The sequence below is a fragment of the Pseudomonas sp. NPDC087615 genome, assembly GCF_044743445.1.
In the GTDB taxonomy this organism is placed as follows: domain Bacteria; phylum Pseudomonadota; class Gammaproteobacteria; order Pseudomonadales; family Pseudomonadaceae; genus Aquipseudomonas; species Aquipseudomonas baetica_A.
Genome location: NZ_JBIUWM010000009.1, coordinates 115,399 through 128,107, shown reverse-complemented (window position 1 = coordinate 128,107; position 12,709 = coordinate 115,399). Strand labels below are relative to the sequence as shown.

Genomic DNA, 12,709 nt, shown 5'->3' with positions numbered 1-12,709 from the left:
GCGCCCTTGAGAAAAGTCCGGTGAGCGTCGAGCGCCTCGAATCCTCTTTGGTCCACATCAAGCACAAGCTGCGCGCCACCGGCGAGCGCGAGGTCAAATCCCTCGTGGTCGGCGAACTGGTGATGGCCGAATTGCAAAAGCTTGATGAAGTCGCCTACATCCGTTTCGCTTCGGTCTACAAACGCTTCCAGGACCTCAACGAGTTCCGCGAAGAGATCGACCGCCTCGCCCGCGAACCGGTGAAAGAATGACCACCGTCGCCGAGCAGGCCATCCTCGACGCCCACTTCATGGCCCGCGCGCTGGAACTGGCGCGCAAAGGTCACTACACCACGCACCCCAACCCCCGGGTTGGCTGCGTGATCGTGCGGGACGGGCAGATTGTCGGCGAAGGCTGGCACGAACGCGCAGGCGAACCTCACGCTGAAGTCCACGCCTTGCGCGCTGCCGGTGAACTGGCCCGGGGCGCCACCGCTTACGTCACGCTGGAGCCGTGCAGTCACCACGGCCGTACACCGCCGTGCGCCGATGCGCTGGTGAATGCTGGCGTTGGCCGGGTGGTCGCGGCGATGCGTGATCCCAATCCGCAAGTGGCCGGTCGTGGTTTGCAGCGTCTGGCCGATGCCGGGATCGCCACCGCAAGCGGCGTACTGGAAGGCGAGGCACGCCAGCTCAATCAAGGTTTTCTGAAACGCATGGAACACGGCTTGCCGTTCGTGCGAGTCAAACTGGCCATGAGTCTGGACGGCCGCACGGCGATGGAAAGCGGCGAGAGCCAATGGATCACCGGCCCGGCGGCGCGTTCGGCGGTGCAACGGTTGCGCGCCCAGGCGGCGGTGGTGCTGACCGGTGCCGACACGGTACTGGCCGACGGCGCGCGGTTGACCGTACGGGCTGAAGAACTGGGTCTGGATGCCGAGCAAACGGCGCAGGCCATGAGCCGTCCGCCGCTGCGGGTGCTGATCGACGGGCGCCTGCGCGTGCCGCTGGATGCACCGTTCTTCAAGGCCGGCCCTGCTTTGGTCGCCACCTGCATGGCGGTCGAGGAGCAATACGCCAACGGCCCGGAATGTCTGATCGTGCCGGGTGATGACGGTCAGGTCGATCTGCATCAACTGCTGGTCGAACTGGCCAACCGTGGCGTCAACGACGTATTGGTCGAGGCCGGCCCGCGTCTGGCCGGTGCTTTTGCCCAGCTCGGTCTGGTCGATGAGTTCGTGGTTTTCATCGCCGGCAAGTTCCTTGGTTCTACGGCGCGTCCGCTTTTGGATTGGCCGCTGAGCTATATGAAGGACGCTCCCGAACTGAAAATCAGCGAAATCCGCGCGGTGGGCGATGACTGGCGAGTCACTGCGATCCCTGTCGTTGCGGCGAGCGTATAATTCCCGGCCATCGCGTTAGCGCTGGCCCAGTTCTCAAGGAGAACCCCATGTTTACCGGCATCATCGAATCCATCGGCAGCATCCGTGCACTGACCCCAAAGGGCGGCGATGTGCGGGTGCACGTCGCAACCGGCAAGCTTGACCTGAGCGACGTCAAGCTCGGCGACAGCATCGCCGTCAACGGCGTCTGCCTGACCGCCGTCGAGCTGCCGGGCGACGGCTTTGCTGCCGACGTCAGCCGCGAAACGCTGGACTGCACCGCCATGAATGACCTGAAAAGCGGTAGCCCGGTCAACCTGGAAAAAGCCCTGACCCCGACCACCCGTCTTGGCGGGCACTTGGTCAGCGGTCATGTCGACGGTGTCGGCGAAATCGTCTCCCGCGCCGACAATGCCCGCGCCGTGGAATTTCGCATCCGCGCGCCGAAGGAACTGGCCAAGTACATCGCCCATAAAGGCTCGGTCACCGTCGACGGCACCAGCCTGACCGTGAACGCGGTCGATGGCGCTGAATTCATGCTGACGATCATTCCGCACACCCTGAGCGAAACCATCATGGCTTCTTACAAGCCGGGTCGTCGGGTGAACCTGGAAGTCGACTTGCTGGCGCGTTATCTGGAGCGTCTGCTGTTGGGTGACAAGGCCGCAGAGCCGAGCGCTGGTGGCACGATCACTGAAAGCTTTCTGGCCCAAAACGGCTACCTCAAATCCTGAAGCTCTTAATTTCGAAAGAAGGGGGGTGCCTTGTGGCGCTCAATAGCATCGAAGAACTGGTTGAAGACATCCGCCAAGGCAAGATGGTCATCCTCATGGATGACGAAGACCGCGAGAACGAAGGCGACCTGATCATGGCCGCCGAATGCTGCAAGGCCGAACACATCAATTTCATGGCCAAGCACGCCCGTGGCCTGATCTGTATGCCGATGAGCCGTGAGCGCTGCGAGCTGCTGAAGCTGCCACTGATGGCGCCACGCAACGGTTCCGGTTTCGGCACCAAGTTCACCGTGTCGATCGAAGCCGCCGAAGGCGTGACCACCGGCATCTCCGCCGCCGACCGTGCGCGCACCGTGCAAGCGGCTGCGGCCAAAGACGCCAAGGCCGAAGACATCGTCAGCCCGGGCCACATCTTCCCGCTGATGGCTCAGGCCGGTGGCACCCTGGCTCGCGCCGGTCACACTGAAGCCGCTTGCGACCTGGCGCGCATGGCCGGTTTCGAGCCGAGCGGCGTGATCTGTGAAGTGATGAACGACGACGGCACCATGTCCCGTCGCACCGAACTGGAAGCGTTCGCCGCCGAACACAACATCAAGATCGGCACCATCGCCGACCTGATTCACTACCGGATGATCCACGAACGTACCGTTCAGCGGATTGCCGAGCAGCCACTGGACAGCGAACTGGGCCAATTCAACCTGGTGACCTATCGTGATTCGGTGGAAGGCGACGTGCACATGGCCCTGACGTTGGGCTCTGTTTGCGCTGAAGAGCCAACGCTGGTTCGCGTACACAATATGGACCCGCTGCGCGACCTGCTGATGGTCAAGCAACCGGGCCGCTGGAGCCTGCGTGCCGCCATGACGGCGGTTGCCGAGGCCGGCAGCGGTGTGGTGCTGTTGCTCGGTCATCCGCTGGATGGTGACGTGCTGCTGGCGCACATCCGTGAAACCGCTGATCAGGCTGTGGTGAAAAAACCGACCACTTACAGCATCGTCGGTGCCGGTTCGCAGATCCTGCGTGACCTCGGTGTGCGCAAAATGCGCTTGATGTCGGCACCCATGAAATTTAATGCGATATCCGGTTTCGATCTGGAAGTTGTAGAATACGTGCCCTCCGAATAATGACCGGTTGTTTCCGGCCCTGTATTCGCGGCAAATAAATCACTGAGGGGCGCGTAGAAGACGCGTCCCGGCTCTTTAAGAGATCTGACGAATGACCCTGAAGACCATCGAAGGTACCTTCATCGCCCCTAAAGGCCGCTACGCTTTGGTAGTGGGCCGTTTCAACAGCTTCGTGGTTGAAAGCCTGGTCAGCGGTGCAGTTGATGCCCTGGTTCGCCATGGCGTGAGCGAAAGCGACATCACCATCATCCGCGCACCTGGCGCCTTCGAAATTCCGCTGGTTGCGCAGAAAGTCGCTCAGAAAGGCGAGTTCGCAGCCATCATCGCGCTCGGCGCGGTCATTCGTGGCGGCACTCCGCACTTCGAATACGTGGCGGGCGAGTGCACCAAGGGCCTGGCCCAGGTGTCCATGGAGTTCGGCGTGCCGGTTGCTTTCGGCGTCCTGACCGTTGATTCCATCGAGCAAGCCATCGAACGTTCCGGCACCAAGGCCGGTAACAAAGGTGCTGAAGCTGCCCTGTCCGCTCTGGAAATGGTCAGCCTGCTGGCGCAGTTGGAGGCCAAGTGATTAGCGACGAAAGCGATCGTTTCAACCCGCGCGAGCCACGTCCAGCGGACGCCGGCAAGCCTTCGAAAAGCGAGAAGCGCCGGGCTGCCCGTCAGTTGGCGACTCAAGCGCTGTATCAGCGTCACATGGCCAGTACCTCGCTGAACGAAATCGAAGCGCAGTTTCGCGTCGATAACGATTTTACCTTTGCCGATGCCAGCTACTTCCACGACATCCTGCACGGTGTTCCGGCCAGCCTGACCGAAATCGACGCCGCGTTGGCGCCGTGCCTGGACCTGACTATCGAAGAGCTCGACCCGGTTGAACTGTGCGTACTGCGCCTGTCCGCCTGGGAGTTGCTCAAACGCGTCGACGTGCCGTACCGCGTGGTCATCAACGAAGGGATCGAACTGGCGAAAGTCTACGGTTCGACCGACGGCCACAAGTTCGTCAACGGCGTGCTCGACAAGCTGGCCCCGCGCCTGCGTGAAGCTGAAGTGAAGGCGTTCAAGCGCTGATTGGCGTTTGAAACGGCTATGGGCGAGTTTGAGCTGATCCGCAATTTCTTCGCCGCCGCGCCTTGTGCGCAGGGCGGCGAAGGCGTTGCACTGGGAATCGGCGACGACTGTGCCTTGCTGGCGGTTCCTCCCGGGGAACAGCTGGCGATTTCCACCGATACGCTGGTGGCCGGCGTGCATTTTGCCGACCCTTGCGATCCGTTTCTGCTCGGTCAGCGCTCGCTGGCCGTCGCGGTCAGCGATCTGGCCGCCATGGGTGCTATGCCCATCGCTTTTACCCTTGCCCTGACTGTGCCGACGGTGACCGCCGATTGGCTGCAAGCCTATGCCCGTGGTTTGAACCGCATGGCGCAGGATTGCGGCGTGGCGCTGGTCGGCGGTGATACCACGCGCGGGCCGTTGAGCCTGACCGTCACCGTATTCGGTCGCGTCCCGGCAGGGCAGGCCTTGACCCGCAGCGGCGCACAACCGGGCGACTTGCTGTGTGTCGGCGGTGAGCTGGGCAATGCCGCCGGCGCCTTGCCGCTGGTATTGGGCCAGCGTGACGCTGACCCCGCTATCGCCCAGCCCTTGCTCGCTCATTACTGGTCGCCACAACCGCAACTGGCCCTGGGTCAGGCGTTGCGCGGCAAAGCGACTTCAGCGCTGGATATCTCTGACGGTTTGCTGGCCGATTGCGGCCATATCGCCCTGGCGTCGAAGGTGCGGCTTGAGATTGAACGCGAGCGTGTACCGCTGTCGGATGCATTAGTCGCGTTTCTTGGGCCGCGTGGCGCCGAACGTGCGGCATTGAGCGGTGGCGATGATTATGTACTGGCCTTCACAATACCGCCCGTCGAGTTGCCAACGCTGCTGGCCAATGGCTGGCCGATCCATGTGATCGGTCGCGTGGCGCAGGGCCAGAGTGTGGTGCTGCTCGATCGCGAAGGACATGACATCACCCCGCAAATCCGGGGCTATCAACATTTTCAGGAGTCACCGTGACAGATCACCCGAAACAGGTTCCGGCCGAATTCGTTCCGCCGTCGGTCTGGCGCAATCCCTGGCATTTCCTCGCGTTCGGCTTCGGTTCGGGCACCTTGCCCAAGGCGCCGGGCACGTGGGGCTCGTTGGTTGCGCTACCCTTTATCCCGTTGTGGCAGATGTTGCCTGACTGGGGTTACTGGCTAATGCTCGGTATCACCATGCTGTTCGGCTTCTGGCTGTGCGGCAAAGTGGCCGATGATCTGCGGGTACACGACCACGAAGGCATCGTCTGGGACGAAATGGTCGGGATGTGGATCACCCTGTGGCTGGTGCCGGAAGGCTGGTACTGGCTGCTGGCGGGCTTCCTGATGTTCCGCTTCTTCGACATTCTCAAGCCGTGGCCGATTCGCTGGATCGACCGGCATGTCCATGGCGGCGTCGGCATCATGCTCGACGACGTGTTGGCCGGCGTGTTCGCCTGGCTGGCGATGCAAGGGCTGGTTTGGGTTTTCGCCTGAGCCGAGTGCTTGTCAGGGTTAAGTGAGGGACTAGGGATGGCTCGACGCTGGTTGGCGCTGATGGTTTTTGCTCTGCTGGGCACTGTGGCCAGTGCGCAGGAAGCAGCGCATGCGCCAACGGTCATCCATGTGGCCAGCGAAGACTGGGAAGACTACACCGCCGCCGATGGCCATGGTCTGGCCTGGGACGTGCTGCGCAAGGTGTTCGACCCGGCCGGGGTGCAACTGGATATTCGCAGCGTGCCCTACACCCGTTCGATTGGATTGGTGCAGTTGAAGGAAGTCGACGCGCTGGTCGGCTCCTATCGTGATGAGGCCGAGCAAGTCCTGTATCCGCAGTGGAATTTCGATTCCGACCACATCTATGCGCTGGGATTGGCAAGCAACCCGTCACCGACCCTGGCGGCGTTAGGCAAATATCGCTTGGCCTGGGTACGGGGTTATCGCTACGAAAATTACTTGCCGAACATCAAACGCTTCAACCAGATCGAGCGGCGTACCGGCATTTTGTCGATGCTCAAGCAGGGGCGGGCGGATTACTACATCGATGCTCTGACCGAGATTGAAGTGGTGATGCGCAGTGCCGCGGATCCTGCGCAGTACCACTATTCGCATCTGACAGAGTTGCCGCTGTTCCTCGGTTTTGCCGACACTCCCCAGGCTCGGGCGCTGATGGCGCTGTATGACCAGCGTATGGAGCAGTTGGTGAAAAGCGGCGAGTTGAAGCCGATCTTCGAGAAGTGGAAGCAGCCGTATCCGTTCGAGCCGAACTGACCACAGATCTTGCGTCCAGCACTGTCCCCCTGTGGGAGCAGGCTTGCTCGCGAATGCGGTGGTTCAGCTAGCCTGTTGGTCGACTGACACGACGTCTTCGCGAGCAAGCCCGCTCTCACAGGGATCTGCGCTGGCCCGCAGTTATCAAGCTTTTTGATCGTTATGGCCGATAATTCAGCCTAAGCGTCCACAGGAACCTGCTGTTACAATGCCCGCCTGCGAATTTTCAGACTCTTTAGATCAGGAGCACACCGGTGCCTGTCGTCTTTGTCGCCGCTTCCAAGCTGCCAACGCCTTTTGCGCAATTCACCATGCACGGTTTTCTCGATGAAGCCACCGGCCGCGAGCACGTTGTGCTGAGCCTGGGTGATTTTGCCGACGGAGCCCCGGTACTCGGCCGTTTGCACTCCGAATGCCTGACGGGCGACGCCTTGTTCAGCCAGCGTTGCGACTGCGGCTCGCAACTGGAGGGCGCCCTCAAAGCCATCGCTCGCGAAGGCCGTGGCGTGTTGCTCTACCTGCGTCAGGAAGGGCGTGGCATCGGTCTGTTGAACAAGATCCGCGCCTATGAGTTGCAGGACGGCGGCGCTGATACCGTCGAAGCCAACGAACGTCTGGGCTTCGCCGCCGATCAGCGCGACTACGCCATGTGCCTGCCGATGCTCGAGCATCTGGGGGTGAAATCCCTGCGTCTGATGACCAACAACCCGCGCAAGGTCAAAGCCTTGACCGAAATGGGCATCGACGTCGCCGAACGCGTGCCGTTGCACACCGGCCACAATCCGCACAACAAACTCTACCTGGCAACCAAGGCCAGCAAGCTCGACCACATGATGGGTAACGAGCATCAGGGCGAGGTAGATCGGGCGTGACCCGAGGTCAGGTTCGCCGTCGTCTGAGCGTCGACTGGTGGAAATACCTGTCGCTGGCGCTGGCACCGCTGTTCGTGCTCAACGCGCTGTTTGGGCAGGGCGAGGGCGTTCTGCCGGTGCTGGCGATGCCTTTGTTCATTGCCGGCGTGGCGTCGATGTTTGTCAGCCTGAAGTTTTTCGGCCGCTATAAGCACGCATTGATCGCCACGCAAAAAGCCCTCGATAGCGCCGATGAACCAGCGGCGTGGATCGCTCTGGCAGCGGTTCGCCGTAACGCGTTCCTTGCGGCAGCGTTGCCGGTGTGGATCGGCGCAGTGGCGGTATTCGTTGGCCTTGAGGCGGTACCACTGGTGCTGCTGGCGCTGTCCACTGCGGTGCTGTTCTACCTCTACCGTATCCCGCGTCAACTCGGCTGATGCGCCGTTTCTGGCTGGCGGTTCTGCTGCTGGCCGTCAGCGGCCCGCTGCTGGCGAGCCTGCGGGTCGTCAGCCTCGCACCTTCTCTTTCTGAAATCGTCGTTGAACTGGATTCGGCCGATCTGCTGGTCGGTGTGCTGGATGCCGGCGAGCGGCCGGCTGCGATTGCGAACGTTCCCTCGGTCGGTCGTTACGGCCAACTCGACATGGAGCGCCTGCTCAGCCTCAAGCCCGATTTATTGCTGCTGTGGCCCGGCAGTGTCGGCCCGGCGCAACGCGACCAACTCAAACACCTGAATATCCCGACTTACGTGGCCGAACCGCACAATCTCGAACAGCTGTCTGCACAGATTGAAGCGATTGCCAGTCAATTGGGGCGGCCTGAGCGTGGGCTGAAACTGGCCGCTGAGTTGCGCGAGAAACTCAATGACTTGCGCCAGCGCTATCGCCGGGACGCGCCGCTGAAAGTGTTTTACCAGGTCTGGGACAAGCCGCTTTACACCGTCGGTGGCGGGCAGATCATCAGCGATGCACTGCAAGTGTGCGGTGCGCGCAATGTTTTTGGCGACCTGAACCTACCGGCGCCGCAAGTGAGTATCGAGGCGGTGTTGCAGCGTGATCCCGAGGTGATTCTCGCGGGTGATCAGGCCCAGCTTGATGCCTGGAAAGCGTGGCCGCAGGTAGTGGCGGTAGCGCGTGGCCAACTGTTGTCGGTCACTGATAAAGGTTTGGAGCGCCCGAGCGGGCAGATGATCGAGGCAACCGCCAGGCTCTGCCACCTAATCGCGCCTGACCGCTGAGACCGAGGCGAATTCTTCGCGAGCAAGCCCGCTCCCACATTTGGAATGCGTTCCCTGTGGGAGCGGGCTTGCTCGCGAAGAGGCCAGTCAAAGCAGCGCAAATTTCGGCTCAGAGTTCAGGGGTCCAAGTCACTCCGAACATCCACGCCCGTCCTTCCTCGCGATAGCCATACTGACTGCCGTCATAGCTGTAATTCGCCCGGCTATAACCCTTGTCCAACAGGTTATCCACCTTCAGATCCAGTTTGATCTCACGGTTCAGCGCCCAGCTGCTGCGCAATCCGAACAGCGCGTATCCGCCCAGTGGCTGCTGATTTTTCAGGTCGTCGTAACTGCTGCTGATCGCCTGCCAACTGGCGCCGAGGCTCAGTCGATCGAACTGCCGATCCAGATCCCAACTCAACGTGCGTCGCGCCCGACGTGCCAGGGTGTGCCCGGTTTCGCGATCACGCGGATCGATGATCGCTACGCCGAGATTGCTCTGCCAGCCGAACAGCTCCTGTTTCAACGCCGCTTCAAAACCGTTGATTCGTGCTGAGGCCACGTTCTGCGGCCGCGAGTTGCTGCCGAAAATGATCGCGTCCTCAAGGTCGGTGCGGTACAGCGAGGCTTCCAGGCGGGTGCTGTCGTTCAACTGGCTGCGCCATTGCAGTTCGTAGCTTTTCGAGGTTTCCGGTTTCAGGTTCGGGTTGCTGAAGTCCGGGTAGTACAGGTCATTGAAGGTCGGTGCGCGGAAGCCTTCGCTGTAGCTGAGCAGCAGATCGTTGTCCGGGTTCAGCGGTAGGGTGAACGTGCCGCTCCAGGTGTTCTGGCTGCCGAACTGCTGGTTGTCGTCGTGGCGCAGGCCCAGTTCGGTGGAGAAGCTGTCAGCCTGATAACGATGCTGGATGAACGCGGCGCGGTTCCAGCGGCTGTTCTCGTCGAACGCGGTGCTGCTGTTGACCCGGTCTTCATACCAGTCGCCGCCCAGAATCAGGCTGTTGCGCGCATCCAGGGTCAAGTCGTTCTGCCAGTTCAGCGAGTTGCGGTAGGTGTTGAACACCGTGCGCTCGTCGCTGAGTTTGTCGAGCGTCTTCTCGCGGTTTTCGGCATGGCCGAACTCGACGCGGGTTTTCCAGAGGTCGTTGACCCGTGCGTCCAGGTAACTGCTGAGGCTGCTGACGTTGAAATCGCTGTACGGCTGCTGTTGCACAGACTCAAACGTGTTCATGTCGAAACGGCCGAACGGGTTGTCGAACTCGCTCTTGCCTCGGTTATCCAGCAGGTTCGCGCCGACTTCGACGTCATCGGTCAGCGCATGGCTGAGGCTCAGGCTGACGGATTTGTTGCGGTAAGCGTCGTGATCGCCGTCGCTGGGGTAGGACTCGTGTGTGCGGTCAATCCCGGCGGTTTCATCCAGGCTGGCACCCAGATTGAAGCGGGTTTTGTCATCGCCACCGGACAAGCCAAGGCTGCGCTCCCAGGTCTGATGGCTGCCGAAACCGACGTGCAGTCGTGGCTGCAAGCCTTGCTCAGTGCCGCGTCGGGTGAAGATCTGAATCACTCCGCCAATCGCATCGCTGCCGTAGATCACTGAGCGCGAGCCGCGCAGCACTTCGACGCGTTCGATCTGCTCGATGTTCAAGTGCTGCAGGTTGCTGTCGCCGGAAGTGGAACTGCCGATGCGCTGGCCATCGACCAGCACCAGGCTTTGCGCCGATTGCGTGCCGCGAATGTAAATCCCTGGCAGGCTCCCGCGCCCACCGGCCTGCGCCACTTGCACACCCGGCACCCGACGCAACAGGTCCGGCACGTCGCTGGGTTGCAGGCGGTCGATGTCTTCGCGGGTGAAGACGGTGTTGGCGGCGCTGCTGTCATTGCGTGCTTGGACCTGACGGTTGGCGCTGATCAGCGTGTCCGGCAGTTTCAGGGCCTGATCGCGCTCGAAGGTGTCAGCGAGGGCGCTGGTGGCCGGGAGCAGCAGGAAGGGCAGGGCGAGGCGCGAGAGGTTCATCGGTGATCCGTAGGTCTTTCAGGTGTACACAAACCAAATGTGGGAGCGGGCTTGCTCGCAAAAACGCAGTGTCAGTCACTTCATCATTTGACTGATCCGACGCTTTCGCGAGCAAGCCCGCTCCCACAGGGTGTTGCGTTTATTTGTTGAGCAGTGCCAGACGCTCGCGAATCGACGCTTCGATCCCGGCCTCATCCAGCCCGCATTCGGCCAGCATCTGCGCCGGTTTCGCGTGCTCGACGTAAATATCCGGCAAGCCCAGGTGCAGCATCGACTTGAGGATATTTTCGCGTGCGAGAAATTCGCTGACTGCACCACCGGCGCCGCCCATGATTGCGTTCTCTTCGATCGTCACCAGCAACTCGTGGCTTGCGGCAATCTCGCGCACCAGTGCTTCATCCAACGGTTTGACGAAGCGCATGTCGACCACGGTGGCATCGAGCTTCTCGGCGACTTTCAGCGCCTCGGCCAACTGCACGCCGAACACCAGCAAGGCAACTTTGCTGCCCTGACGACGGACGATGCCTTTACCGATTTCGATCGGTTCGAGATCTTTCTCGATGGTCGCATTCGGGCCAGTGCCGCGCGGGTAACGTACAGCCGCAGGGCCGTTGTAGAGGTGGCCGGTGGAGAGCATTTTGCGCAGTTCGTTTTCATCGCTCGGGGTCATGATGACCATGCCCGGGATGCAGCGCAGGTACGACAGATCGAAGCTGCCAGCGTGTGTCGGGCCGTCTTCACCCACTAAACCTGCGCGGTCGATGGCGAACAGCACGTCGAGATTCTGCACCGCCACATCGTGAACGAGTTGGTCATAACCGCGCTGAAGGAACGTCGAGTAGATCGCCACCACCGGTTTGGCGCCTTCGCAAGCCATACCGGCAGCGAACGTCACCGCGTGTTGCTCGGCAATGGCCACATCGAAGTAGCGCAGCGGGAAACGTTCGCTGAACGCCACCAGATCCGAACCTTCCTTCATTGCCGGGGTAATCCCGACCAGACGCGGATCCGCGGCCGCCATGTCGCACAGCCATTCGCCAAACACCGCCGAATACTTCGGCCCGCCAGCCTTTTTCGGCGCAGCGGCCGGGGCGTCGACAGGTTCAAGTTTGGTGATCGCGTGATAACCGATCGGGTCGACTTCCGCCGGGGCGAAGCCTTTGCCTTTCTTGGTGACGATGTGCAGGAACTGCGGGCCTTTCAGATCGCGCATGTTGCGCAGGGTGGCGATCAGGGTCGGCAGGTCGTGGCCGTCGATCGGGCCGATGTAGTTCCAGCCCAGCTCTTCGAACAGGGTGCCAGGCACCAGCATGCCTTTGGCGTACTCTTCGGTGCGGCGGGCGATTTCCCAGGCGCCGGGCAGGCGCGACAGCACTTTCTTGCTGCCTTCACGCATGCTCGCGTAAGTGCGGCTGGACAGGATTTTCGCCAGGTAATTCGACAGACCGCCGACGTTGCGCGAGATTGACATGTCGTTGTCGTTGAGGATCACCAGCATGTTGGCGTTCACTTCCGGCGCGTGGTTCAGCGCTTCGAAGGCCATGCCGGCGGTCAACGCGCCGTCGCCAATCACGGCAATCGCCTTGCGATCGCTGTTCTGCAGACGAGCGGCAATCGCCATGCCCAGCGCCGCGCTGATCGAGGTGCTGGAGTGGCCGACGCCGAAGGTGTCGTATTCGCTCTCGGCGCGGCGCGGGAAGGCCGCTATGCCGTCCTTCTGGCGCAGGGTGCCCATGCGCTCGCGACGGCCGGTGAGGATTTTGTGCGGATACGCCTGATGACCAACGTCCCACAGCAACCGGTCGTCCGGCGTGTCGAAGACGTAATGCAACGCGATGGTCAGCTCGATCACGCCCAGGCCTGCACCGAAATGCCCACCGGTCTGACCGACCGTGTAGAGCAATTCCAGGCGCAACTCATCAGACAGGGTTTCCAGCTCGGCGTCGCCTAACCGGCGCAGGCCGTCCGGCGTGTTCGCGCGGTCGAGCAGGGGCGGGGGGGGGGGGGGGGGGGGGGGGGGGGGGGGGGGGGGGGGGGGGGGGGGGGGCGGGGCGCCCCCCCCCCCCCCGCCCGCGGCCCCAACCCCC

14 protein-coding genes are annotated in these 12,709 nt (G+C 61.9%); 12 read left to right on the top strand and 2 right to left on the bottom strand.

The window, feature by feature from the left end; translation table 11 throughout:
* From ACIOU6_RS07335 to ACIOU6_RS07280, 12 genes are all read left to right on the top strand, one after another.
* Nucleotides 1-251: ATP cone domain-containing protein (locus tag ACIOU6_RS07335; protein ID WP_401135029.1), on the top strand; the 251-nt coding region annotated here is incomplete at its 5' end.
* Entirely contained in the window at nt 248-1,381 is a 1,134-nt protein-coding gene (ribD, locus tag ACIOU6_RS07330; protein ID WP_401135026.1) for a bifunctional diaminohydroxyphosphoribosylaminopyrimidine deaminase/5-amino-6-(5-phosphoribosylamino)uracil reductase RibD, read from the top strand. The genes ACIOU6_RS07335 and ribD, both read left to right, overlap by 4 nt.
* Before the next feature lie 47 nt (nt 1,382-1,428).
* A complete protein-coding gene (locus ACIOU6_RS07325) occupies nt 1,429-2,094 on the top strand; it encodes a riboflavin synthase (protein ID WP_401135023.1) in 666 nt (221 codons plus the stop codon).
* Nucleotides 2,095-2,126: 32 nt separating this feature from the next.
* Nucleotides 2,127-3,218, top strand: coding sequence for a bifunctional 3,4-dihydroxy-2-butanone-4-phosphate synthase/GTP cyclohydrolase II (gene ribBA / locus ACIOU6_RS07320; protein WP_401135020.1), 1,092 nt, complete (start codon nt 2,127-2,129; stop codon nt 3,216-3,218).
* A gap of 91 nt (nt 3,219-3,309) precedes the next feature.
* Complete coding sequence (ribE, locus tag ACIOU6_RS07315) at nt 3,310-3,786, top strand: 6,7-dimethyl-8-ribityllumazine synthase (protein WP_003228649.1); 477 nt, start codon at nt 3,310-3,312, stop codon at nt 3,784-3,786.
* Nucleotides 3,783-4,283: a transcription antitermination factor NusB gene (nusB, locus tag ACIOU6_RS07310; RefSeq protein WP_221730245.1), complete on the top strand. Its 501-nt coding sequence runs from the start codon at nt 3,783-3,785 to the stop codon at nt 4,281-4,283. Before ribE ends, nusB begins: the two co-directional genes overlap by 4 nt.
* A gap of 18 nt (nt 4,284-4,301) precedes the next feature.
* Nucleotides 4,302-5,267, top strand: coding sequence for a thiamine-phosphate kinase (thiL, locus tag ACIOU6_RS07305; RefSeq protein ID WP_401135016.1), 966 nt, complete (start codon nt 4,302-4,304; stop codon nt 5,265-5,267).
* Nucleotides 5,264-5,767: a phosphatidylglycerophosphatase A gene (locus ACIOU6_RS07300; RefSeq protein WP_127651238.1), complete on the top strand. Its 504-nt coding sequence runs from the start codon at nt 5,264-5,266 to the stop codon at nt 5,765-5,767. The genes thiL and ACIOU6_RS07300 overlap by 4 nt, the downstream gene beginning before the upstream one ends.
* Before the next feature lie 36 nt (nt 5,768-5,803).
* A complete protein-coding gene (locus tag ACIOU6_RS07295) occupies nt 5,804-6,541 on the top strand; it encodes a substrate-binding periplasmic protein (protein ID WP_401135012.1) in 738 nt (245 codons plus the stop codon).
* A 254-nt stretch (nt 6,542-6,795) separates the two neighbouring features.
* Entirely contained in the window at nt 6,796-7,413 is a 618-nt protein-coding gene (gene ribA / locus ACIOU6_RS07290) for a GTP cyclohydrolase II (RefSeq protein WP_221730241.1), read from the top strand.
* On the top strand, nt 7,410-7,829 hold the full coding sequence (locus tag ACIOU6_RS07285; RefSeq protein ID WP_401135009.1) for an MFS transporter: 420 nt from the start codon (nt 7,410-7,412) through the stop codon (nt 7,827-7,829). Before ribA ends, ACIOU6_RS07285 begins: the two co-directional genes overlap by 4 nt.
* Nucleotides 7,829-8,629 carry a cobalamin-binding protein gene (locus tag ACIOU6_RS07280; RefSeq protein WP_401135006.1) on the top strand — a complete coding sequence of 267 codons (801 nt, stop codon included), beginning with the start codon at nt 7,829-7,831 and terminating at the stop codon, nt 8,627-8,629. Before ACIOU6_RS07285 ends, ACIOU6_RS07280 begins: the two co-directional genes overlap by 1 nt.
* Nucleotides 8,630-8,738: 109 nt before the next feature.
* Here ACIOU6_RS07280 and ACIOU6_RS07275 read toward each other — a convergent pair whose 3' ends face one another.
* Together ACIOU6_RS07275 and dxs are read right to left on the bottom strand one after the other, a co-directional pair.
* The gene (locus ACIOU6_RS07275; RefSeq protein WP_401135004.1) at nt 8,739-10,622 is read right to left on the bottom strand and encodes a TonB-dependent receptor domain-containing protein; all 1,884 of its coding nucleotides are present in this window, start codon (nt 10,620-10,622) and stop codon (nt 8,739-8,741) included.
* 139 nt (nt 10,623-10,761) lie between these two features.
* Nucleotides 10,762-12,612: a 1-deoxy-D-xylulose-5-phosphate synthase gene (gene dxs, locus ACIOU6_RS07270; protein ID WP_401135044.1), complete on the bottom strand. Its 1,851-nt coding sequence runs from the start codon at nt 12,610-12,612 to the stop codon at nt 10,762-10,764.
* Between the last annotated feature and the right edge of the window lie 97 nt (nt 12,613-12,709).

Bases quoted from the DNA above. Each gene is read 5' to 3' on its own strand.
- thiL (WP_401135016.1), top strand. From the start codon at position 4,302: ATGGGCGAGTTTGAGCTGATCCGCAATTTCTTCGCCGCCGCGCCTTGT.
- ACIOU6_RS07295 (WP_401135012.1), top strand. From the start codon at position 5,804: ATGGCTCGACGCTGGTTGGCGCTGATGGTTTTTGCTCTGCTGGGCACT.
- ribE (WP_003228649.1), top strand. From the start codon at position 3,310: ATGACCCTGAAGACCATCGAAGGTACCTTCATCGCCCCTAAAGGCCGC.
- ribD (WP_401135026.1), top strand. From the start codon at position 248: ATGACCACCGTCGCCGAGCAGGCCATCCTCGACGCCCACTTCATGGCC.
- ACIOU6_RS07325 (WP_401135023.1), top strand. From the start codon at position 1,429: ATGTTTACCGGCATCATCGAATCCATCGGCAGCATCCGTGCACTGACC.
- ACIOU6_RS07280 (WP_401135006.1), top strand. From the start codon at position 7,829: ATGCGCCGTTTCTGGCTGGCGGTTCTGCTGCTGGCCGTCAGCGGCCCG.
- ACIOU6_RS07275 (WP_401135004.1), bottom strand. From the start codon at position 10,622: ATGAACCTCTCGCGCCTCGCCCTGCCCTTCCTGCTGCTCCCGGCCACC.